Genomic DNA, 21,479 nt, shown 5'->3' with positions numbered 1-21,479 from the left:
AGCGCCCCGGACTTTCTCCGGGGCGTTGTCGAGCGGGTCAGGAACCGGCCTGCACCAGCCCTTCGATATCCGCCAGCGTGGCCGCCTCGAAAATGCTTCTGATGGGCACCGAGACGCCGAACTCCCGGCGAATTCTCCGGGCCAGTAGGGTGGCCAGCACAGAATGGCCGCCGAGGTCGAAGAAGTTGTCCTCGGGACGCGCCTCAGGCACGCCGAGGATCTCGGCCGCCATGCCGCACACGTCGTCACATCCGGGTGCGGGCGCGGGGGCCCGGCGCAGGGCGGCGCGGTCGATCTTCCCGTTGGGCGTCGTGGGGAAGCTCTCCAGCACGACCACGGCGGCGGGGACCATGTGCGCGGGCAGCGCGGCGGCGAGGTGAGCGCGCAGGTCCGGCCCGGTGACCGGGTCGCCTGGCCGGGTCCTGGCGTAGGCCACCACGCGGGCCTCCGCGAGCCCGCCCTCCACGACGGCGCAGGCCAGCTCGACCGCCGGGTGCCCGGTGAGGCGGGCCTCGATCTCGCCCAGCTCGACCCGGAAGCCCCGGATCTTCACCTGGTCGTCGGCGCGCCCGGCGAAGAACAGCTCGCCGTCGGCCCGGCGCCGGCCGCGGTCGCCCGAACGGTACATGCGGGACCCGGCGGTCCCGTACGGGTCGGCGACGAACCGGGCGGCCGTCTCCGCGGGACGGCCGAGGTAACCCCGGGCGAGGCCGGGCCCGGCCAGGTACAGCTCCCCCTCCTCGCCGGGGGCCGCCTCGCCGAGCCGTTCGTCCAGCACGTGCACGGCACTGCCGAGCAGGGGACGGCCGATGCTGATCTCCTCGTCGCCGTTGATGGGCCCCATGGCGATGCCCACGGTGACCTCGGTGGGGCCGTACCCGTTGAACATGCGCCGGCCCTTGGACCAGGTCCGGGCGAGCGGCCGGGTAATGGCGTCGCCGGTGGACATGACGACCCCGCCCGGCAGCAGCCCGCCGGCGTCGGTGACGCTGAGCGCGACCGGCGGCAGGGTCGCGTGGGTGACCGCGTTCCTGATCATCGTGTCGTGCAGCGGCGGCCCGGGCAGCAGGTCGTCGGCGGGCGCGAGCACGAGCGCCGCGCCGGACAGCAGGGCGAGGGAGATGTCCCAGAAGGCCGCGTCGAAGCTGATCGAGGCCCACTGGAGCACTCGGTCGCCCGGCCCGGCGCCGAGCTGCGCGGCCTGGCTGGCCACGAGGGCGGCCACGCCGGCGTGCGTCACCGCGACGCCCTTGGGCCGGCCGGTCGAGCCGGAGGTGTAGATCACGTACATCAGGTGCCCCGGGCGGAGCGGGGCGCGGCGTTCCCGGTCCGTCAGGTCGCGGGGCGGCTGCGCCGCGACAGTGGCGGCGACGGCGGGATCGTCGATCAGCAGCTCGGGCACGCCCGCGCCGGGAACGCTCACCCGCGACGAGCGCACGAGCAGCACCGGCCGCGCGTCCCGGAGCATGAAGGACAGCCGCTCCACCGGGTAGGCGGGGTCGAGCGGCAGGTAGGCGCCGCCCGCCTTGAGCACCGCCAGCAGCACGGTCATCAGCCCGGCGGTGCGCGGGACCGCGACGGCGACCAGCGTGTCGGGGCCGACGCCAGCCGCGACCAGCCGCCTGGCCAGGCGGTTCGCGTCGGCGTTGAGCCGGGCGTAGCCGACCGTCCCGCCGGGCGAGATCAGGGCCGGTTCCTGGCCCACGCGGGCCACGGTCGATTCGAACAGGTCATTGACGGTGCGCATGTCCGCTCGCGTCTCCTGGTCCGGCGCTTGCTACGGCTTGCTGCTACGAGGGGTGGCGGGCTCCACCCGGTCGGTGAGGCGGCCCATGAGCTCCGCCACCTGACGGGGACCGCAGGAGGTCCGCCCGGCGAAGGAGCCGCGCACCCGTTCCCGGATCTCCGGCCGCTGCTCCTGGCTGAGCTTGAACATGCCCTCGGCGCGGGTCACCGCGATCCGGAACGCGCCCACTCCGGGCAGGATGCGCCGGAAGTAGCCGAGCGAGTCAGTCATGTCCCAGCCTGTCCCGAACGCCGCCTCGAAGGCGCGCACCGTGGCGCACACCACCTGCAGTGTCTCGGCCTCGCCGCTGATGGGGCGCAGCGTGCCGTGTACGTGGACGGAGGTGAAGTTCCAGGTCGGCGCGGCCGGGGTGACCCCGTAGACGGTCGGCGAGACGTAGGCGTGCGGGCCGGCGAACGTCACCAGCACCGGCACGTCCGCCTCCAGGGCCTTCCAGTGCGGGTTCGCCCGGTTCATGTGCCCCAGCAGCACGGCGCCCGACAGGTCGTCCGCCCACGGCTCGGGGCCGGCCGGGTCGGGGATGATCGGCACGTGGGTCGCGTAGGGGCCGGCGGAGGCGGGCCCATTGGTGGCCAGCAGCGCCAGCGGGCTGCCGCGGACCAGCTCGGCAGTCCAGCCGTCGTCCGGCTGCCGGTAGGGACCGGGAACGAACATGCGATAGGGTCCTTTCCTCAGACGGTCTTCCTGTCGGCGTCGTCCCGGCCGCTCGACGCGTCGTCGATGATCCGTACGATCCAGTCCATGAACGGCATGCGGGCCGCCTCCGACGCCTGCATCCACCGGTCCCGGCGCTCGGAGTCCAGGCTCAGCGTCACTTGCACCTGGGTCGCCGAGTCGGCCTCGTCCAGCCTCCGTGCCCGCTTGCGCAGCTCCTGCCGGAGCCGGCGGGCCGACCATCCTTCCCGCTCGGCGCGCGCGAGCCAGAGATCCTGCTCCGCGCCCGGCAGCGAGGCCGCCTCGGCGTGGTGCTGCAGGCTCAGACTGTCCCGTCGCCGGGACGGCGGGAACTTCCTGGCCACCCAGGCATAGTTGCGCAACGTCTGGTAGCTGAGCGAGGTCTCATCGCAGACGACCTGGTAGCGGCCGGGAAACTGTTCCTCGCCGTAGACCAGCCAGTCGGCCAGCCACCAGCACGAGGAGTCGCTGATCCGCCGGATCTGCTGCCCGATCCGACACCAGGACTCGAAGCCGAGCCCCACGGGGATGCGCAGTTCGACGCGGCCCGCGTAGACCCCCGCGTCGATCCCCAACCGGCCGCGGACGGCGCCCTGCTCGCCTGCGTGGACGCCCGCGGCACCGGCTCGCACCGCTGGGGCTGGCCCCGGGCGGGTCCGTCGGTTGACGGCGGCACTCATAACGATCGCATCCTTCCTCCTCGAAGGACGAGCAACTGGTTACGCGATCGTCAGCTAAAACCGTCCGGTTGGTTTTGTCAATGCATGCGGCATCTAGGAGCTTTGTGCAGTATCTCCAGGTCAGAGAAGTTTTCTGAAACCGCACAAAAGGTATGTTCAGCTGAAAGGTGAGGGACAATGCGATGATCCAGGAACGCGCCGAACTCACCAGAAACAAGATCATTCACGGCGCCGCGCAGGCTTTCGCGGAGTACGGCTTCGCCAGCACGTCCCTCATGGAGATCGTGCAGCTCAGCGGCACCACCAAAGGCGCACTGTACTTTCATTTCGGCTCCAAGGAACGGCTCGCCGAGGAGATCCAGGAGCGCGCCGACGAGGTCTGGACCGGCATGGAGAACCTGGCGTCCTGCCGTTGCGACGGCCGCGCCGCCGTCCAGGCGCTGATCGACTTCACCCACATGTTCGCCCGCAACCTGGCGAGGAACACCGTCTTTCGCGCCGGCTTCCGGCTGGACGGCGAGCACAGCACCCCCCGTGAGCGCTGGATCCACCTCCTCCGGCTCCTGCTGGCGGAGACCGGCTCGGCCTCGGACGGGATGGAGGCGATCCTCGTCGCGTTCGTGTCCGGGGTGGAGGCACTCTCCCGCCGCCGCCCCGGCCGGATCGGCGCGCGGGCGATCACCGCCGTCTGGGAGACGCTCCTGCCGGTGCTGACCACGACGCCGTCGGCCTACCTGCCCGCCGGACGGCCGCACCCCCACCCCGACGACCCGCTGGGCTGCGCGGGCCGACCCGCCGCTAGCCGGCCTGGGAGAGCAGGATGACGCTGCGCCCCTCGGGCAGCAGCCCGTTGAGCAGCACCTGCCACATCATGTCGAGCCGCTGCAGGAGGTCCTCGCGGCGACTGTAGATGAACGACAGGATCTGCGTGCCGTAGAAGGCGCTGTTGATGAACCTGGCGCACTCCTGCGCCTCGAGGTCGCCGCGGAGCTCGCCGCGGTCCTTGGCCTCGTCGAGCAGCTTGACGAGCACGAGGTCCCAGTCGGTGAACGCCTCCAGCGTGGGGCTGCCGAAGGCGCCCTCCGCCACCAGCCGTACGCCGGCCAGGTGGATCGGGTTCTCTTTGATGAGCCGCGCATAGGCGTAGGAGAGGTTGATCAGCGTGCGCAGCGGTGTGGCGCCCTGGGCGGCGACGGCCTCGGCCAGCCGGGCGCCCTCCTCGCGGTGGGCGGCGATGACGGCCTGCGCCAGCTCCTCCTTCGAAGAGAAGTGGAAGTAGACCGCGCCCTTGGTGACTCCCGCGCGCGCGATGATGTCCGCCGTGCGCGCGCCGCGGAACCCGTCCGTGGCGAAGACCTCGGCCGCCGCTCGGAGCACGACAGCGCGGGTGCGTTCGGCGCGTTGCTGAAGCTGTCGTGCCATGCGACCACCAAGTACGAAAAAAGACCCTTGTCCCGCATCATAGCTGCCCGGTCCGGAAGCTTATAATGCGCGATTTCCCGCTGGGAGCGGTTCTCGTGACCTGAAAGATACAGAAATCTGGCTCACAGTGGTGAAAAACAAGGATACCGGTACGTTTGTTAGACCATCCTCTCGGGAGGTGACATCCGCATGCGGCTCACCGGGTCAGGTCTGAACGCGCTTCACCTGGACCCCGAAGAAGGCCTGTTCGAACAGACCATCCCCCGTCAACTCGTCCACCGGACCGCGGTCACCGAGGTGCTGATCACCGGATTCCGTACGGACGGCGTGGACGCCTATCTGCTAGGCGCCCAGTGGCCGCTCTGCCACCGCTTCTACCGCACCGCCGACGGGCACCACGACCCGTTCCTGCTCGTCGAGAGCGTGCGCCAGGCCGGGCTGCTCATCGGGCACGCCGGCTACGGCGTCCCGGCCGGGCACGCCTTCGTCATGGACCACCTGGCCTTCGAGATCTCGGCGGACGCGCTCGCCTGCGACGCGACCCATAGCGACGTCATGCTGGCGGTGTCCTGCCACCCCCTCGGGCGCGGGGGGCGCGCGATCAAGAGCCTCGACTTCACCATGGAGCTCTACCGCGGCTCCCGGCACGCGGGGACGGCGCGGGCGCGGGCGCGCTGTACCAGCCCCGCCGTGCTCGCCCGCCTGCGCGGGGGCCAGGCCAAACGGTTCGGCCAGCCGTTCGCCCCCGGACCCCCGGTGCCCGCCGAGTCGGTGGGCAAGGCGCACGCCGAGGACGTCATCCTCGCCGCCACCGGCGACGCCGAGGTCTGGACGCTGCGCTGCCGCCCGCATCCGGTCCTGTTCGACCATCCCATGGACCACGTGCCGGGCAACCTCATGATCGAGGCGATGCTCCAGGCCACCCGGAGCCGGCACTGGCCGCGAAGGGTGGGCGTCCGCGCCCTCAGCGCTAACTTCCACAGCTACGCCGACCTCGACCGGCTGGTCACCGTACGCGCCGCCGACCCGATCGGCGATGACGAGCCCATCCTGGTCTCCCTGACACAGGACGGCGAGCACCTGGCCGACGGGCTGATCACGACGACGCCCCTGAACTGACCGGCTCACGGAGACGACCTCACGGAGACGACCATGACCGACAGCGCGCTCCTGACCGACAAGGTCATCCTGATCACCGGGGCCAGCAGGGGCATCGGCGCGTCCGCCGCCCGGTTGTTCGCGCGCGAGGGCGCGGCCGTCGTCCTGACCGCGCGCGGCGAACGTGAGCTCGCCGATCTCGTGGACGAGCTGACCGGGAAGGGCCACGAGGCCGTGCACGTCGCGGGCGACGTCACCGCCCCCGGCCACGCCGCCCGCGTGGTCTCCACCGCCCTCGACCGGTACGGCAGACTGGACGCGGCCTTCAACAACGCCGGCCGCGGCGGCGGCCCCGACGCGATGCACCTGATCAGCGACGCGACCTTCGACCAGGTGATGGCGGTCAACGCGGGCGGCACCTGGCACTTCATGCGCGAGGAGATCGGGGCCATGCTGCCACGAGGCGGCGGCGCGATCGTCAACAACGCGAGCGTCGCCGGGCTGCTGGCCGGGCCCGTGTCGGCCGCCTACGTGGCCGCCAAGCACGCCGTCATCGGCCTCACCAAGGCGGGCGCGGCCGAGTACGGCGCGCGCGGGATCCGGATCAACGCCGTCGCCACCGGCGTGGCCCGCACGCCCATGAGCGAGGCGTGGATGGCGGCCAGCCCCGGGGTGGAGTCCTCGCTGGCCGAGACCGCCCCGCTGGCCCGGGTGGCGGGCGCCGAGGAGATCGCCGAGGCCGCCGCGTGGCTGTGTAGCGACCGGGCCTCCTACGTCACCGGCGCCACGCTCACCGTGGACGGCGGGCTCAGCTCATGTGTCCTGCAACAGGCGCGCGTGTGAGAAGAGGCCGCCGTCGTGGGCGTCCATGCTCAGGTAGCCGTGCAGGACGGCGGTGCCCTCCAGCATCGCGGCGGCGGTCCGGGTGAGCGCTCGCCGCCGGTCCTCGATCGCGACGCGCAGGGCCTGGGCGCTCCCGGTCCTGCGCAGCTCGTCGAGCAGGGCTCTGATCTGCGGCAGCGGATGACGCCCCTGCCGCAGGATGTGGATCATCTGGGCGTCGCGGACGTCGTCGGGCCCGTACCGCCGATAGCCGGTGACCCGCTCGCGTTCCGGCGTGAGCAGCCCGGCGGCCTCCCACACCCGCAGCGCCGAGGTGCGCAGCCCGAGGTGCCGGGCGACCTCCCCGATCCGCGTCACGCCTCGCGCCGGGACCGGGCCGGGGTCGCTCGCCACGGCCTCCAGCGCCTCGCTGGTCGACCGGAGCGCCAGCCGCTGGCCGTGCAGATCCGCGTGGGACTCGTCGATGAGCGCGAGCGCCCCCGGCACGTCGCCCGCGTGGATCGCCAGCATGATCGAGCGGGCGGTGTCCCAGCCGAAGCCCTTCGCCAGCGACCGGTAGGCGAGCAGGGCGGCCCGGTGCCGGGCGTCGAAGCGGCGGTAGCCCGAGGGCGTGCGCTCGGTGGGCGGCAGGATGCCGGCGTCCGCGTAGTTCCGGATCTGCTGGGTGGAGACACCCACCTCGCGCGCCAGGTCCACCGGCCGCAACGTTGTCCGGTCGCCGGTGCCTGGAGTTGATAGTTTCACTGCCACCCGACCACTTTATTCGTGCTCAGAGCACATCAACCTTCAACGTAAAACTTCAATGAGAGACTTTAAGTATGGACATCACGCACCGAAAAGCCGCAGACACATCGGAGAAAGGACGAGGACACCCCGCGACCCCCGTGATCCAGACCCGCGACCTGCGCATGCGGTACGGGACGACGGACGTGCTCCACGGCGTCGACCTGCGTGTCCATCCGGGTGAGGTGGTCGCCCTGCTCGGCCCGAACGGCGCGGGCAAGACGACCACCATCGAGATACTCGAGGGCTTCCGCCGCCGCTCCGCGGGCGAGGTCGAGGTCCTCGGCGCCGACCCCGACCACGGCGACGACGCCTGGCTCGCCCGGATCGGCATCGTCCTGCAGTCGTGGCGGGACCACGGCAAGTGGCGCGCCGGGGAGCTGCTCGACCACCTCCACCGCTTCTACGTGCCCTTCCGGAAGCCGTACCGGGCGGACGAGCTCCTGCGCATGGTCGGGCTGGCCGACCGGGCCGACGCGGTGATCGGCACCCTCTCCGGCGGCCAGCGCCGCCGGCTCGACGTGGCCATCGGCCTCGTCGGCCGCCCCGAACTGCTCTTCCTGGACGAGCCGACGGTCGGCTTCGACCCCCAGGCCCGGCGCGACTTCCACGACCTCATCCAGAGCCTGTCGCACGGGCAGGACACGGCGATCCTGCTCACCACGCACGACCTCGACGAGGCCGAACGGCTCGCCGACCGGATCGTGATCCTCGCGGGCGGGCGCATCGTGGCCGACGGCACCGCCGAGGAGCTGGCCGCCCAGGTGTCGAGCGAGTCGGAGGTCCGCTACACCCTCGACGGCGTCCCGCACACGAAGTCTGTCCAGGACGCCACCACGTACGTCCGCGAGCTGTTCGCCGAGCACGGCGACACTGTCGGCAACCTGCAGGTGCGCGCGGTCAGCCTGGAGGACGTCTACGTAAGCCTGGTCCAGGAGTACGAGTCGGGACGGCGCACCCAGCCGCCGGCGAAGCTGATGGAGGTGGCCCGATGACCACGACCTCGACGACGACCAAGGCCACAACCAGGGCGGTGGCCGTGAACGCCCGCACCGCCGCCGCGCGCGCCGGCCTGCAGCGCGGCTGGATCGAGTTCCGCCAGACGATGACCAGCGGCCAGGATCTCTGGTCGGTGATGTTCTTCCCGGTCGTGACCCTGGTGGTCATGTTCCTGCTGCGGCACAACACCGTGCCCGGCACCGGCTTCTCCCTCGGCTCCCAGGCCCTGCCCGGCATCCTCGGCATGAACGTCGTGCTCAACGGCATGATGATGCTGGCCCTGTCGCTCACGATGGACCGCGAGGACGGCACACTGCTCCGTGCCAAGGCCACCCCCAAGGGGATGACCGGCTACCTGGTCGGCAAGGTGACCAGCCGGGCTGGCACCGCCGTCATCGGGCTGCTCGTGCCGCTCGTCCCCGCGGCCTTCCTCTTCGGCGGGCTTGACCTCGGCCGGCCGTCGGCCTGGATCACCCTCGTCTGGGTGGTGGTGCTCGGCCTCGTCGCGGTGCTGCCGTTCGGGGCGATCCTCGGCTCGCTCTTCGGCTCCGCCCAGGGGGTCGGCTTCGTCACCTTCCCGATGATGGTCCTCATGGGGATCTCCGGCGTCTTCTACCCCATCAGCGGCTTCCCCGAGTGGCTGCAGTGGGTGGGGCAAGCGTTTCCGCTGTACTGGCTGGCGCTCGGCCTCCGCTCGGCGATGCTGCCCGACGCGATGGCCGTCGCCGAGATCGGCGAGTCGTGGCGGCACCTGGAGACCGCGGCCATGCTGGGCCTGTGGGCGGTCGCCGGGATCCTGCTGGCTCCCCTGGTCCTGCGCCGCATGGCCCGCCGGCAGTCGGGCTCGGTCGTCAAGGAGCAGCAACGCAAGGCCATGCAGCAGCGCACGACGTGACCGGCCCCTGCACGCTCACCTGACAGGTCGTCCTTGGCGTTCCGCAGGTTGGCCACCAGCTCCCCATAACCTTGGCGTAGCCGAGGTCATGGGGAGCTGTAGCGCTCAGCGGCGTGCCAGGGGGACGTGGTTGGCCTTGACGGCGGGCAGCTTGGCCCAGGTGGGCTTCTTCGTGTACCGCTTCAAGATCCATCGCGTAGGGCTTAAATTGGGAGTTCTCCGGAGTGGTTACACGGCTCGGTGGTACTCGTTGATCGGCCCGCCGAGCACCTTCCGATGCCCGTTGTAGTGATCGGCATACTCACCGCGGCGGTCCGAGTTGGCTGGGGTAGCGCTGGCCGACTACGACCCGGCGGATCGGTCTCTGGCGTATCCGACTCGGCAAGCGGAACAAGGAGCGGCTCGTCTACCTCACCTCCAGCGCGGTCGGTCGGATCGAGGCGTGGCCTCTCCTTGTAAAGGTCGGCGTCGTGACTGACAGGCCGACCGCCCGCGGAGCCCTTCTTCTTCCGGTTGGCGGCCTGGTCTCTCTTCTCCGGAATCACTGCCTTGATACCGCGTCTGCGCAGGTCGGCCCGGTTGCCGCGGGAGGAGTAGGCCTTGTCGGCGGCGACCGCGTCCGGCCGGGTGCGGCCCAGGAGCCGTCGACGCCGACCCGCCACGCGGCGGGGCACGCCGTCCGCGGGCGGCGTGACCGTCAGGCCCGGCTCCACCTCGATGGCGACGTGCGGCACCAGCAGTCCGGCCGTCGTCTGCTCCAATGCGTTGCAGGAGGAGTCCACGATCCGCGGGTCGATTCGGTAGACGCTGCCGCACCGTCCTGTCATCACGCGACCTTCTCGTAGGTGACGAGCGATCCGCTGTTGGGGCCGCCCAGAATCGAAGCCACGTTGGTGGAGCCGCCCCGGCGGCCCTGGAGCCGCAAGGTTCGAGGTTCAGGGATCGTGTAGTGGAAGTCGACGGGTGACGTGGCCTGCACGCCGAAGTTGCCGGTGCCGATGTTTTGGTTGGGTTTGGTGGCTCCGGCCAGCGTGCGGAAGCTCTCTGGCACGATCACTCCTCCGGCGGTCACATCGACGAACTGGGTGAACACCGCGATGCCCACGATGGTGTCCGACGCGAGTTGGGTGACGTTGCCGCGCAGAGCACCGCCGACCCGGTAGGTGCCTGCCTCGGGGAGCGTGATCGTGAACGGCGTGTCGTGCCAGACGTTGACCGTCAACGGCTGCAGGTTGAATGTCGCGACGACCGCCTGGCCGACAACGGGCGTCGGCCGCGGCGGCTGGAAGCTGCCTGAGGTGGGCATGAGGGCTCCCTACGGGCACTCTGCCAGCGGGCTGACCGGCGTGTACGGCGTCGCGTAGTCGCCGTTCTCGAACCGGCCGAGCAGGACGGGCGGCACGCCGGGCGCGGTCACGTCGATCGCGTACACCTCGACGTATCTGACGATCAGGCTGCCGTCGCCGTTGACGTCGTCGCATCGGCAGTTCTCGACGGCCTGGGGCTGTGGCCGCGCGATGGCGCTGCTGGTGGGCATGCCGCCCCTCCTGTCTGTCGGTGTCTGGGCGGCGGGTCAGACTTCGCGGGTCGTGTGAACGACGAAGTCCGAGCCGGCGACGCCGGTGAACACGAACTCGTCCTGCAGCGCCTCGCCGGGGTCGCCGCCCCGGTCGATGCCCCAGCTGAACGAGCCGCCCGCGGGCAGGGTCGTGGCCGCGCCGCCGCCGATGGCGACGGTCGGCGCACCGGACACCACGGTGACGGTGACCGAGCGGGCGCCGGCGGGGATGGTGACAGTGCCGGCGCCGACCTGCCGCTGGATCGTGCTGTCGATCTGCGGGTTGACCGTCGCGGCCGAGCAGATGCCGACGGTGCCGGTCGGCGCGTAGGCGGTGACGCCGTCCAGGGTCGTGTTCGTCACGGTGACGACACCCGCCTCGTCGACCGAGTAGCGGCGCAGGAACGTCGTCGCCACGCCTGCGTTGACGTCGCAGAGCACCTCGAACTCGTGCTCGTCGCCGGCGGCCGCCGCGCAGACGCCGACCGTGCCGACGACCGTGTACGCCGCGCCCGCCAGGTCGAGGTCCTCGGTGGTCACGGTGCCGTCGGCCGCGAACGTGTACGTCCGCAGGAACGTGACGACGTTGCCCGCGCCGTCGTCGTCGCACAGGACGAGCGCCTCGGAGTCGGTCGTCTCCAGCGGGCAGCGGCCAACCGTGCCCGTCGGCGCGTAGACGGTGGTGCCGTCGAGGGCGGTGTCGACGACGCTGACCACGCCGTTGGTATCGACCAGCCGCCGCATGAACGGCGTGATCACCCCTGCGTTGTCGTCGCACAGGATTTCGTACTCGGCATCGGTGCCCGCCGCCGAGATGCTGCCGGACGTTCCAGCCATGATCGTGCTCCCATTCGTGGGTAGGTTCCCCCAGGCGGGGGCGTACAGGGTGGGGGTTAGAGGCGTTCGGTCCAGACGATGATCACGACGGTGCCGGGGTTGCCCGCGAGCTGCACGGGGCCGACGAGCTGGTCGGATCCGACGCCGACATCGCCGAGCGCCGACCACGTGTGCGACTCACCCGAGTACAGGTCCGAGACGCCGTCGACGGTCGTGATCGCAGCGCCGGCGGCGGCGACGACAGTGATGGTGATCGACTCGACGGGACCGGCGGCCAGGCCGAGGACGTCGACGTTCCCGGGAGCTCCGGACGGCTCGAACACGAACCGGTGCGCCTGGGCCTGCTGCGCGGCCGGCGCGGTCGAGTCCGTGCAGACGGTGACCGCGCCGACGGGCGCGTACCCGGCGCCGTCCAGGGTGGTGTCGACGGGCACGCCGGACGGGGCGCCCCTCTCGGCGTCGAAGGTGTAGCGCCTGACGAACGGGCCGTTGTCGTCGCACAAGGTCATCGTCGTGACGACGAAGCCCGGGTCGGCCGGGGTTCCACCGCCTCCGCCGACGAGGATCGGCCCACAGCATCCGCTCACGATCTTGCTCCTTCACTCGTTGGCGATCTGGTTTCGGTGAACGCGGGTGCTCGGCACGCGGCCGGAACCCGATTTCGGAGATCGATACGCCGGCCACTACGAGCACGTTGACGACGGCGAGCGTGACGACCGGCGGCCCCGTGACGCCGCGGGCGGCCGCTCATTCGACCCGTCGATAGCGCAGCGTCGTACGACCGGCCACCGTGTCGCTGCCGATGCCTGCCTGTGTGGTGGCACCAACGAAGTTGGTGCGAGACGCCTCCAGGCGGATGCTTCGAGGTCCCGGCACGCTGTACTCGATCAGGATCGAGGCCTTGCCGTTCTCGCCGAAGTCCGCCGGGGCCGCCTGCTGGAGCGAAAACTGCTGCACGATGCACTCGCTGTCCGGGACGACAGCACCGGCGGCGACGTCCCACAGCCGGGCTTGCAGCCACACGTTGAAGGAGCTCCCGCTGACTTCGATGTTGCCGCGGACGTTGGCGTCCATCTGGTAGACCCCGGCCCTCGGCAAGGTGACCTGCAAACCGGAGTCGACCCACGTGCCGGATGCGGTGGCTTGCAGGCTCACGGGGGCGGGCAGGGCTGCATAGCCGTGCTCGACAAGGCGGAGTCCTGCGGCGGTTCCAGTCATGCCGGCGTGTCTCCTTCCGGGGCGACCCAGTGGGCCGTGATGAATGTGCGGCCGTCGGCGTTACTGACGGCGGAGGCGCTGCCGTCCGCGGCGGGCCGGTAGGCGGCGAGTTGCTCCGTGTCCGGCACAGCCGCCCGCAGCCATCGGCCATCGTCTCCCCCTCAGTCCGAGATCTTCTTGAAGCGGAAGTTGTGGGCCCAGACCGCTTTCCCTGAGGTGGTTCCGGCGTCGGTACGCCAGGACGCCTCAACCCGGATCGCTGCCGGGCCAGCCACCTGGTACAGCGCGGCCGCTGAGGCGTTGGCTTGGATGCCGCGTGTAACGCCCTCGGTGGACTGATCGGTAAACAGGATCACGCGCCGCTCAGCTGTGGGGACTGCGGCGCCAGCAGTGACGTTGAAGATGCGGGCGTCGATGATCGCGTTGGAGAAACTGCTCGTCCCGCCGATGGACCCTTGCACGTCAGCGATCACCTCATAGACGCCGGCCTCCGGCAGCACCAGCTGCGCCCCGGTGACGGGAACCCAGGTGTTCGCGGCCGTGCCGTCAAGGCCCACGGCTCCGGTTGTCTGCCCGGAGACGGGCGTGAGCCGGGCTCCGACCTGCCACGTCTCCGGGCAGGCCCCGGCGGCGGGCGCCGTGACGTCGATGTCGACCGACCGCTCCGCGGACACCGCGCCAGCGGGGGCGATGCCCTGGAGCGCGGTGCGCGGCACGAGCAGCCCGGCCGCCGACTGTGTGAGTGCGTTGCAGGCGGCCAGGTCGAGGCGCGGATCGACCCGGTACGTGCGCCCGCATCCCCCCGTCATCAGTCAGCCACCTTCGTGAATCCGAGACGAGGCCCTGCAAGCGACGCCTGAGTGGAGTCGTTGAAGCCGACGTGCTGCCGCTGCCCTTCCAGGCGGATCGTCGTCGGCCCGGTGACGGTGAGGGAGGTGTTGAGGCTGCCGGCGTTCTGCAGCGCCATCACCGTGCCGCCGCCGGGATCGTTGATGTTGCCGAACTGGATCCGTCGGGTGGTGCCGGGCACAGGCGTTCCAGAGGCGACGTTGAACAAGCGGGCGTTGATCGCCACCGCCCACGGTGTCGTCGCGTTGATGTGCGAGAAGCAGTCGGCGGACAGGTCGTACGTCCCCGCTTCGGGAAGTACGACCTGGGCGCCGGTCGCCACCCATGTCCCGGAGGCGACGGCCTGGAGGTTCGCGTCTGCCCCGAACGCCTCACCGGTGCCGGGAGTGAGACGCGCGCCGACCGTCCACGTCTCCGGGCAGGAGCCGGCGGCTGGGCTCTGCACGTCGACGTCGACCGAGCGCGCGGACCCGACTGCCGTGCCCGGCGCGATGCCGGTGAGGGCGGTGGCGGGGACGAGGAGGCCGCTCGCGGTCTGGGTGAGCGCGTTGCACGGCCCTGGGTCCAGGCGCGGAACGGCGCGGACGGATCCGCAGCAACTCCCCGCCATCAGTCGCCGTCCGGGATCGGCGGGGAAGGCGGGGCAGCGGGGTCGGGCAGGCTCGCGAGATAGGCGGCCTCGTCGACCTCCTCGTAGCCGAGCTCGAAGTACGGCGCCGGATCCTTGAGGTTGTGGACGACCTGGACGCCCTCTCCGTTGGTGAAGTAACGCGGGCCCGGCACCGAGGGCGGTGTGCTCTCTGTGGTGTCGTCGCTCATCAGCGCCTCCTAGTCGGCGGATTTCAGGAGCGTGAGGGTGGCGTTGCAGCGCAGCGGGTCGCCCCTGGGGTCGGCCCGGTACACCCCGCCGCAGGCGCCCGCCATCAGCGGTACGTCCAGTTGAGGAGGTAGTTCGACGCGGCCGTGGCACCGGCGAAGGAGGACGCGGCGAGGGCGGTGTCGCTGTCTCGCGCCACCGACCACGTCAGCGTCACCCCGGACGGGACGGGCACGCTCGTGCCGTCCGACATGGTTACGTTGACGCTGCCCGCAAGGACGGTCAGGGAGACGCTCTGCACGTCGGTGAAGGCCGCGGCGAGGTCCTGCACCGCGGTGCCGGTGACGTTGCGGACGCCGGTGGACAGCGGTCCGGGCAGCGCCTCGGCCGCAGTGCACTCGACGGGCGCGGTCGGCGTGTACGGCTGGGTGAGATCGCCGTCAAGATACGCCCCCAGCAGCTCAGGCGCTGCGCCGTCGCAGGGGTCGATCGCCCACAGCTCGGTGTAGGTAACCTCGCCGATGCCGTCGCCGTCCGCGTCGTCGCAGCCGCACCGCTCCAGGACCTGCCGCGCGCATGGCTCCGGCCCGCCGCACGGCACGGTCATCCACCCATCCGGCAGCGCATCCTGCCGCACGCCGTGCTCGTCGAGGTAGTAGACCCTCCCGTCATCACACAGGACTCGCGTCCACAGCAGGTACGAGTCCGGGGCGACGTCGTACTCGGCGATCACATGCAGCAGCAGCCCGGCCGCGCCCCCGCCGGCGACTGTTTCCCGGACGTGGACGATGATCTCGTTCATGCCTGGCTGGGCGCCGGGCACCGCCGTGGGCGGCAGCACGTAGGGCGGATCGTTGTGGTCGGCACCGACTGGCTGCCAGGCGCCGCCGTTCAGCCGCCATTCAACAGCCAGCTGGTCGGCGTTCAGCGCCGTCGTCGAGATCCGGATCGAGGCCGGGTCGGTGTCGTCCGGCAGCGTGAACGCCGCGCGCACGTACCAGTCGCCCGACCCTGGCGGCTGCGGAACAGCGGGGCCCTCACCCGGCTGGCCGGTGTTGTTCAGGACACCGCCCGGGTGAGGTGCCACCCAGTGCGCGGTGCCCTCAGTGGTTCCCCCGTCGGCGGTGGTCCAGCCCGGGAAGCCGGTCAGCCGGTAGGTCGGCCACCACGGCCCGGCCAGGTCCGGGCTCCACGTCCAGTCGGCGTCCACCGAGTTGTCGGCCAGGCCCTCAGGGTTGGCGAGGAACTCCACCCGGCCGCTGGAGCGGACACACACCTGTGTCGTCTCGCAGCCGCCGCACTCCCCCACGGCGCCCGTCGGCGTATAGGCGGCGCCGTCCAGCGTGTAGTCGCTGTAGCCGACGATCACCCCGGTCTCGTCACGCTGGTAGTCGCGCACGAAAGTCGTGACCGTGCCCGTTGCCAGGTCGGTGTCGCACAAGGTCAGAGCGTGCGAGGAAGGCTGGAGCTCGTCGACGCAGCGGCCGACGGAGCCGACCGGCGTGTACGGGATGCCGTTCAGCGCGATGTCTGTGCTGCCGCTGACGGCGCCCGCGCAGTCATATGCCAGGTGCCGCAGGAACGGTGTGCTCGTGCCGTCGGCGGCGGTGTCGCAGAGGCTGACGGTGTTGGTGTGGACGCAGGCTGCGACGCTCCCGCCGTCCTCGCCGCTGGGGCAGCGGCCCACCTCGCCGGCGATCGTGTACGGCTGGCCGTCGAGGTCGCTGTCCGCGGTCGCAGTGAGCGCGCCGCCGCAGTCGTAGGCGTAGGCGCGCAGGAACGGGGTCGCGGTGACCGTGAGGACGTCGGAGCGCACGTCGTCCGGGCGCAGGTAGACGTCCCGGTTGGTCGCGTTGCCCTCACTGACGTCAGTGATCCGGATGGTCACCCCGGCGGAGGCAGGCGCGACGAACTGGAGCGGAGCCTGCTGGACCCAGCCGGGGCTGACGCCGGCCCCGTTGGACAGGTTCCGCTGCTGGGTGGCGATGACTGTCGCGCCGTCGAGGATCTCGACGCGGTAGATGGCGTCGTTCATGGCCGGGTTGGGGGCGCCGGATCCGCCCCAGCTGGTGGCGAACCCGAACTCGTACCCGGCGCCTGCCACCAGGCCGGTGACCGTGCGGGTGGCCACCCCGTTGGGCGGCAGGTTGCCGCCGGAGAAGACCAGAGCGGGCCCGGCTACGCCGACGTTCCCGGAAAGGGTGAACGAGGAGGCCGGGGTCGGGGTGGGCGGCTGCGGCGAATACTCAAGGTCGCACAGCGTGACAACTTCGGTGTCACGGCACGGCTCCTGCGGCGGCTGCTGGCAGCAGTCGCCGCCGACCGTGACGCACTGGCCGGCCTCTCCTGTCACCGTGAACGGGTCGCCGTCGAGCGTGGTGTCGGTGACGGCGACGACAGCGCCGCTCTCGCAGTCGGTGACCAGCGTCCGGAAGAACTGGGCCGCGCAGCCGGACAGGTCGTACTCGACGGCGGCGGTGAAGGCGGACAGCTCCCACGACGTTTGCTGCGGGCTGCCTGGGCATGACGGGCTGCCGTCGTAGGTGTCGAGGGCGACCAGGACGGTGATGTTGCCTGCGGCCAGGGCGGCGGCCGGGACGTCGGCCTGGACGGTCAGCGTGCCCGACCAGCCAGCCGGGGCATCATGTGGCGGCAGCGCGCTGGCAAGGAGCGTGCCTGGGCCGTTGTAGAGGGCCAGCACGCCGGTGATCGAGCAACCGGCGTCCGGGCCGAGCTGCTCGGCGTCCACCGACACGGTCACCAGGGCGGTGCCGGCGTCGCACGCGGGCCGCGGCGCCTGCAGGGTGGCGGCGAGCGTCCCGACCGTGCCGATCGTGCCCGGTTGCGGCCCGGCGGCCGCCGGGATCGTCAACGTTCCGCCGTCCCACAGCGCCTGCCCTCCGGCCACAGGCGAGCCGGTCGGGTACGGGTAGTAGGGGGCGGGGACGGTGTCGGTGACCGTCGGGGCAGGTTCGCCGTCGGTGGGAAGGTCACACAGCAGGGTCGTGCTGCTGTCCCGGCACGGCTCCTCGCCCGCGCCGGAGCAGGTGACGCAGTCGGCGATGACCGGCCCGACCGGCGTGTACGGGGTGGAGCCGTCGCTGGTGTCGAACCGGGCGACGACCGCGCCGGAGCAGTCGCGGCACACGGTGCGGAAGAACCGGTTGCCGCAGCCGGGCCGGGCGGCCGCATTGGTGACGCAGATGTCGAAGTCGCTGGCGGTCCACTGCTTGAACGCGCCGTTCGACTTGGTTTCCAGGTCGAGCGTGAGGACGATCCGCCCGTCGGCGATGTCCGACCAAGGCACCGTCGCCGACGCGGTGAACGCCCACGTGGTGCCGGCGGGCCGGTTGGAGTCGACGACCTGGGCCAGCTGCGGCACCGCGCCGTCCGGTTCGCCGCCGTCGCGCAGGATGCGCCAGCGGCCGTCGGTGATGATGCCGCCGCCCGGCCCGTCGTTTCTCGCTCGGCCGCTCGCGGTGATGGTGACCTGGTCGTCTGGCAGCCAGCAGTCGGGGCAGGCACTGCCAGGCTGGACGGTGCCGGCGATGCCGTAGTGGAGGCCGACGTTGCCGGGGTCAGGGTCGGCCGGGTTGTTCGGGAAGACGACCTGCCCGCCCTTCCAGAACGGTGCGCCGCCGCCGGGCACGTTCAGCCGGACGGATGCGCTGCCCGCGTCTCCGGCAGCCAGGTAGCGGGGCGACCAGGCGGCGTCGGCGACGCGGGCGCCGGGCGCGCACGCCGACCCGTCGCACAGCTCGACCGTGTCGCAGTGCAGGCACTGCTCCTGGCAGGCGCCGACGGTGCCGGTCGGGGTGTAGGCGGTCTGCCCGTCCAGGTCGGTGTCGGTGACCGACAGCACGGTGCCGTCGCAGCCTCGGCAGATGGTGCGCTGGAACGGGCGGGTCCGGTCGACGGTGACGTCGAGGTTGCCGTACAGCGGGAACGCGCCGCCGATCACGCCGGACGGGGCGGGCCAGGCCACGACCTTGGTCATGCGGAACGTTGAGGCGTCCGTGGCGGTCGCGGCAGGGCCGGCCGACAGGACGCGGGTGGCCGCGTTGTAGACGTGGTTGGCGTGGATGGCGACGACCTGCGTGCCGGGCGGCATCGTCAGCGTCGCCGACGCGGAGACGCGGCCCTGCCAGGTGAGCGTGACCGGCTCGCTGAAGGAGAATGTGGCGGGCGCGGCGTCGGCCCGCCACCACCGCTGGGCGAACAAGACGACGTCCGGGCCGGAGATCGACCAGCTCACCCCGTTGGCGAGCGGGTTGCCGCCCGGCGGGATCGGGCCGATCGGGGAGGTGACCTGCTGGGTGTCGCACAGCAGCGTCGACTCGCACTGCCCGCACTCGGCGGGCACGCACACCCCGACCTGGCCGGTGACGGTGTAGGGGCCGCCGTCGAGGTCGTAGTCGACGAACCCGGTGACGGCGCCGTTCTCGTCGCGCCGGTAGTCGCGGGCGAACGTGGTGACCGCGCCCGTCACCGGGTCGGTGTCGCAGAGGACGACCAGGTCCTGCTCGGGCTGCTCCACCCCGGCCGGGCAGGTCGACAGCTGCCCCTGCAGCACGTAGGTGCCGCCGGTGGTCGCGTCGACCAGCCGCACCGACGAGATGGAGCCGTCGCCGGCGTAGGAGTACTCGATGAGGACCAGGCCCAGGACGTCCCCGCCTGGGGACAGGTCGCAGAACGTGCCGGACACCTGGATGCTGCGGGAGTCGCCGCAGGCGATCGTCCCCGCCGGAGGGCTGCCAGCCGAGAACAGGCCGGTCGCCAGGTTGATCCACCCGTCCTGCGTGACCGTGCCGGCACAGTCGCGGGTCACCACGACGGCGATCGGCGTGCCGTCGGCCAGGCACAGGCCGACCGTGGCCGCCGGGGTGGCGGGCTCGGCGCACTCGGCGGCCTGGCCGCAGGCACGGACCGTCCCGGCGACCGTGTACGGGGTGACCCCGTCCAGCTGCAGGTTCTCGACGACGTGCTGGCCGGCGCCGATCGTGATCCGGCGCAGGAAGCTGCCGGAGTCGTCGCACAGCATGTACGTCTGCGTCTCGACGCACCCGTACTCGCAGTCGACCGGCGCGACCGGGGTGTACGGGACGGACGGGTCGCCCTGGTAGGTCAACACCAGCTCGGTGCTGCCGTCCAGGTGGACGCACCACAGCTCGTTGTAGGTCTGGTCGGCCTGGCCGTCGCCGTCGGTGTCGTCGCAGCGCTGCACGCAGATCGTGTCGACGCAGCCCGCCTCCAGCGGCGGGCAGTCGACCGGCGCGACCGGCGTGTACGGAGTCGACGGGTCGCCGGAGTAGGTGAGCACGAGGCTGCTGGAGCCGTCCGCGCGCACACACCACAGCTCGGTGTAGGTGGCGTCGGCCTGGCCGTCGCCGTCGATGTCGTCGCAGCGCTGCACGCTGACGGTGTCGACGCAGCCGGACTCGCACGGGCCGGCTCCTGCGGGCGGCCCGGCGGTGAAGGCGCCCGTCGCCGGGTCGATCCAGCCGACCGTCTGCGGGTTGGCCGCGGTGGCGCCGCAGTCGGCGCAGCCGGACCGGACGACGAGCAGGACCGGGCTGCCGTCGGGCAGGCACAGCGACGCCGACGCGATCGAGGGGCTGCAGCAGCCCTCAACGGTGACCGGGCCGCCGCTCCCGGTCGGGCATGGCTGCGGCTCGACGGCCATTCAGCGGCCCTCCCCGCTGCGGGTGCGGCTCTTGCGGCGCTGCGTCGGCGCGGGCTGAGCTGCCGGGGCAGCGGCCGGCTCGGGCCCGGCGGGCGTCTCGGTGGCGGCGGGCGTCTCGGTGGCGGTTCCTTCGGCGGCCGTGTCGACGGCGGCGTCCAGGCCGTCGGCGACAGGCCCGGACTCCTCGTCAGGCGTGGGAGGCGGCACCTGCCCCTGGTCTGCTTCCCCTCGCATGGTCTGCGCGCCAGGGGCGGGTGCCACGTACGGCTGGCCGTCCAGGCGTGCGCCGTCCAGCAGCTCCTCCGGGATGGCCGCGATCAGCTCGTCGGGGACGGCGAACTCGGTCGGCGACACAGTGCCCACCTTCGGCCGCTGGCCGACCGCCCACCGGGCGAAGGCGGGCCGGAGGTCTCGACGGGGCCAGATCTTGATCACGCGGTCTCCTACGGGCAGCACGAGCACAGGTCGACCAGGACGGCCTCCACAGCGCACGTCGTCGACGGGACGAAAGTGCGCTCGGCCAGCACCAAACGGTCGTTGTTGCGGATGTTCACGCTGGGCGGCGCGGTCCCCGGGATGACGTCGACCGGGCCGCGCCGCACCACGACCGGGCCGGACGCGTACAGCCACGCCTGCCCGGCCGGGGCCGGGCTTCCGTCGGGGCCGGTGTTGACGGCGTAGCCCGCGCCGAGCACGACGCAGTTGCCGAGCCATGTCCGCACGCGGCTGCCCTGCGGCACAAGCTGGTGGAACCGGCCGAGCAGGGCGGCCGCGCCGGCGGGGACGTGGATCACGCCTACGCCGCCGTAGTCGGTGGCCAGCCACCCCTCCAGGATCGACACGCCCTGCGACACCGACACCGGGCCGGCGGGCGGGGTGCGGTCCACGGCGGCCGGGGCCAGCACGTTCTGCCAGAACCATTCCTCGAGCGCCCGCCCCTCCCCCTGCGACAGGCCGGCGCGGGCGTGCTGCTCGGCTTCGGCGTAGGGGAAGCCGGGCGCGGAGCAGATGGCCCCCGCGTACACGGTGACCGGGCCGGCGCTCTCGCTGTCGGGCCGCTCGAACTGCTTCGGGCCGGGAGGAGGCAGCGGTGTGCCGGCGTCGTCGGTCGGGCACCAGTCCGTCGGGTAGGCGTGCTTGCACGACAGCGACACCCAGTCGACGCCGAGCAGCTCGTGCTCGTCTTCCACGTCGATCACGGTGGTGCAGCCGCCGAGCAGGCCGTTCGGCAGCGGCGTGCCGGGGATGGCGGCCACGCGCCGCCTCATGCCGGGGTGCGGCATGTGGCCACCTCCTCACGAGGTCGAGGCGCCAG

At 71.6% G+C, this 21,479-nt stretch carries 21 protein-coding genes and 1 pseudogene; 5 read left to right on the top strand and 17 right to left on the bottom strand.

The window, feature by feature from the left end; all coding sequences use genetic code 11:
• Nucleotides 1-37 precede the first annotated feature (37 nt).
• Genes ABFX50_RS46005 through ABFX50_RS45995 form a run of 3 tightly spaced genes read right to left on the bottom strand, consistent with a single transcriptional unit; the run spans nt 38 to nt 3,114 of the window.
• Nucleotides 38-1,747 (bottom strand): non-ribosomal peptide synthetase, encoded by a 1,710-nt coding sequence (locus ABFX50_RS46005; RefSeq protein ID WP_346156443.1) that lies wholly within the window; start codon nt 1,745-1,747, stop codon nt 38-40.
• Nucleotides 1,748-1,777: 30 nt separating this feature from the next.
• Nucleotides 1,778-2,461, bottom strand: coding sequence for an FMN-binding negative transcriptional regulator (locus ABFX50_RS46000; RefSeq protein WP_346156441.1), 684 nt, complete (start codon nt 2,459-2,461; stop codon nt 1,778-1,780).
• Between the two features lie 17 nt (nt 2,462-2,478).
• Entirely contained in the window at nt 2,479-3,114 is a 636-nt protein-coding gene (locus tag ABFX50_RS45995) for an LmbU family transcriptional regulator (protein WP_346156439.1), read from the bottom strand.
• A 230-nt stretch (nt 3,115-3,344) separates the two neighbouring features.
• Here ABFX50_RS45995 and ABFX50_RS45990 point away from each other — a divergent pair, with 230 nt between their 5' ends.
• Nucleotides 3,345-3,986, top strand: coding sequence for a TetR family transcriptional regulator (locus ABFX50_RS45990; protein ID WP_346156436.1), 642 nt, complete (start codon nt 3,345-3,347; stop codon nt 3,984-3,986).
• Here ABFX50_RS45990 and ABFX50_RS45985 read toward each other — a convergent pair.
• Nucleotides 3,961-4,584 carry a ScbR family autoregulator-binding transcription factor gene (locus ABFX50_RS45985; protein WP_346156434.1) on the bottom strand — a complete coding sequence of 208 codons (624 nt, stop codon included), beginning with the start codon at nt 4,582-4,584 and terminating at the stop codon, nt 3,961-3,963. The two genes, ABFX50_RS45990 and ABFX50_RS45985, sit on opposite strands and share 26 nt — an antisense overlap.
• Nucleotides 4,585-4,773: 189 nt before the next feature.
• On the opposite strand from ABFX50_RS45985, the gene ABFX50_RS45980 reads away from it, so the two are divergent.
• Both ABFX50_RS45980 and ABFX50_RS45975 read left to right on the top strand, forming a co-directional pair.
• Nucleotides 4,774-5,703: a ScbA/BarX family gamma-butyrolactone biosynthesis protein gene (locus ABFX50_RS45980; RefSeq protein ID WP_346156432.1), complete on the top strand. Its 930-nt coding sequence runs from the start codon at nt 4,774-4,776 to the stop codon at nt 5,701-5,703.
• 33 nt (nt 5,704-5,736) lie between these two features.
• Nucleotides 5,737-6,525, top strand: coding sequence for an SDR family NAD(P)-dependent oxidoreductase (locus ABFX50_RS45975; RefSeq protein ID WP_346156429.1), 789 nt, complete (start codon nt 5,737-5,739; stop codon nt 6,523-6,525).
• On the opposite strand, the gene ABFX50_RS45970 is transcribed toward ABFX50_RS45975, so the two are convergent.
• A complete protein-coding gene (locus ABFX50_RS45970; protein WP_346156428.1) occupies nt 6,496-7,275 on the bottom strand; it encodes a MerR family transcriptional regulator in 780 nt (259 codons plus the stop codon). The two genes, ABFX50_RS45975 and ABFX50_RS45970, sit on opposite strands and share 30 nt — an antisense overlap.
• Nucleotides 7,276-7,343: 68 nt before the next feature.
• Here ABFX50_RS45970 and ABFX50_RS45965 point away from each other — a divergent pair, with 68 nt between their 5' ends.
• Together ABFX50_RS45965 and ABFX50_RS45960 are read left to right on the top strand one after the other, a co-directional pair.
• Complete coding sequence (locus ABFX50_RS45965) at nt 7,344-8,303, top strand: ABC transporter ATP-binding protein (RefSeq protein ID WP_379505852.1); 960 nt, start codon at nt 7,344-7,346, stop codon at nt 8,301-8,303.
• Nucleotides 8,300-9,202, top strand: a complete 903-nt coding sequence (locus ABFX50_RS45960) for an ABC transporter permease (RefSeq protein ID WP_346156425.1) — start codon at nt 8,300-8,302, stop codon at nt 9,200-9,202. Before ABFX50_RS45965 ends, ABFX50_RS45960 begins: the two co-directional genes overlap by 4 nt.
• A 446-nt stretch (nt 9,203-9,648) precedes the next feature.
• Here the strand turns inward: ABFX50_RS45960 and ABFX50_RS45955 are convergent.
• The 12 genes and pseudogenes from ABFX50_RS45955 to ABFX50_RS45900 form a co-directional block, all read right to left on the bottom strand.
• A pseudogene (locus ABFX50_RS45955) lies at nt 9,649-9,834 on the bottom strand (IS5/IS1182 family transposase); the annotation flags it as partial.
• Nucleotides 9,835-10,028: 194 nt separating this feature from the next.
• Complete coding sequence (locus ABFX50_RS45950) at nt 10,029-10,508, bottom strand: hypothetical protein (RefSeq protein ID WP_346156423.1); 480 nt, start codon at nt 10,506-10,508, stop codon at nt 10,029-10,031.
• A 9-nt stretch (nt 10,509-10,517) separates the two neighbouring features.
• The gene (locus tag ABFX50_RS45945) at nt 10,518-10,739 is read right to left on the bottom strand and encodes a hypothetical protein (protein WP_346156420.1); all 222 of its coding nucleotides are present in this window, start codon (nt 10,737-10,739) and stop codon (nt 10,518-10,520) included.
• A gap of 36 nt (nt 10,740-10,775) precedes the next feature.
• Nucleotides 10,776-11,597: a hypothetical protein gene (locus tag ABFX50_RS45940; RefSeq protein ID WP_346156416.1), complete on the bottom strand. Its 822-nt coding sequence runs from the start codon at nt 11,595-11,597 to the stop codon at nt 10,776-10,778.
• A gap of 56 nt (nt 11,598-11,653) precedes the next feature.
• Nucleotides 11,654-12,184 carry a hypothetical protein gene (locus ABFX50_RS45935; protein WP_346156413.1) on the bottom strand — a complete coding sequence of 177 codons (531 nt, stop codon included), beginning with the start codon at nt 12,182-12,184 and terminating at the stop codon, nt 11,654-11,656.
• Nucleotides 12,185-12,344: 160 nt separating this feature from the next.
• Nucleotides 12,345-12,815 (bottom strand): hypothetical protein, encoded by a 471-nt coding sequence (locus tag ABFX50_RS45930; RefSeq protein WP_346156411.1) that lies wholly within the window; start codon nt 12,813-12,815, stop codon nt 12,345-12,347.
• A 161-nt stretch (nt 12,816-12,976) separates the two neighbouring features.
• A complete protein-coding gene (locus ABFX50_RS45925; RefSeq protein WP_346156409.1) occupies nt 12,977-13,624 on the bottom strand; it encodes a hypothetical protein in 648 nt (215 codons plus the stop codon).
• Nucleotides 13,624-14,274 carry a hypothetical protein gene (locus tag ABFX50_RS45920; RefSeq protein ID WP_346156406.1) on the bottom strand — a complete coding sequence of 217 codons (651 nt, stop codon included), beginning with the start codon at nt 14,272-14,274 and terminating at the stop codon, nt 13,624-13,626. The genes ABFX50_RS45925 and ABFX50_RS45920 overlap by 1 nt, the downstream gene beginning before the upstream one ends.
• Complete coding sequence (locus ABFX50_RS45915; RefSeq protein WP_346156404.1) at nt 14,274-14,483, bottom strand: hypothetical protein; 210 nt, start codon at nt 14,481-14,483, stop codon at nt 14,274-14,276. Before ABFX50_RS45915 ends, ABFX50_RS45920 begins: the two co-directional genes overlap by 1 nt.
• Before the next feature lie 104 nt (nt 14,484-14,587).
• Complete coding sequence (locus ABFX50_RS45910) at nt 14,588-20,164, bottom strand: hypothetical protein (protein ID WP_346156401.1); 5,577 nt, start codon at nt 20,162-20,164, stop codon at nt 14,588-14,590.
• On the bottom strand, nt 20,165-20,599 hold the full coding sequence (locus tag ABFX50_RS45905; RefSeq protein WP_346156398.1) for a hypothetical protein: 435 nt from the start codon (nt 20,597-20,599) through the stop codon (nt 20,165-20,167).
• A gap of 8 nt (nt 20,600-20,607) precedes the next feature.
• Nucleotides 20,608-21,447, bottom strand: coding sequence for a hypothetical protein (locus ABFX50_RS45900; RefSeq protein ID WP_346156395.1), 840 nt, complete (start codon nt 21,445-21,447; stop codon nt 20,608-20,610).
• Nucleotides 21,448-21,479 lie beyond the last annotated feature (32 nt).

It is taken from the genome of Nonomuraea recticatena, assembly GCF_039533245.1.
Taxonomy (GTDB): Bacteria; Actinomycetota; Actinomycetes; order Streptosporangiales; family Streptosporangiaceae; genus Nonomuraea; species Nonomuraea roseola.
Note: the sequence above shows the minus strand (reverse complement) of the source record. Positions and strands in the feature narration are given on the sequence as shown.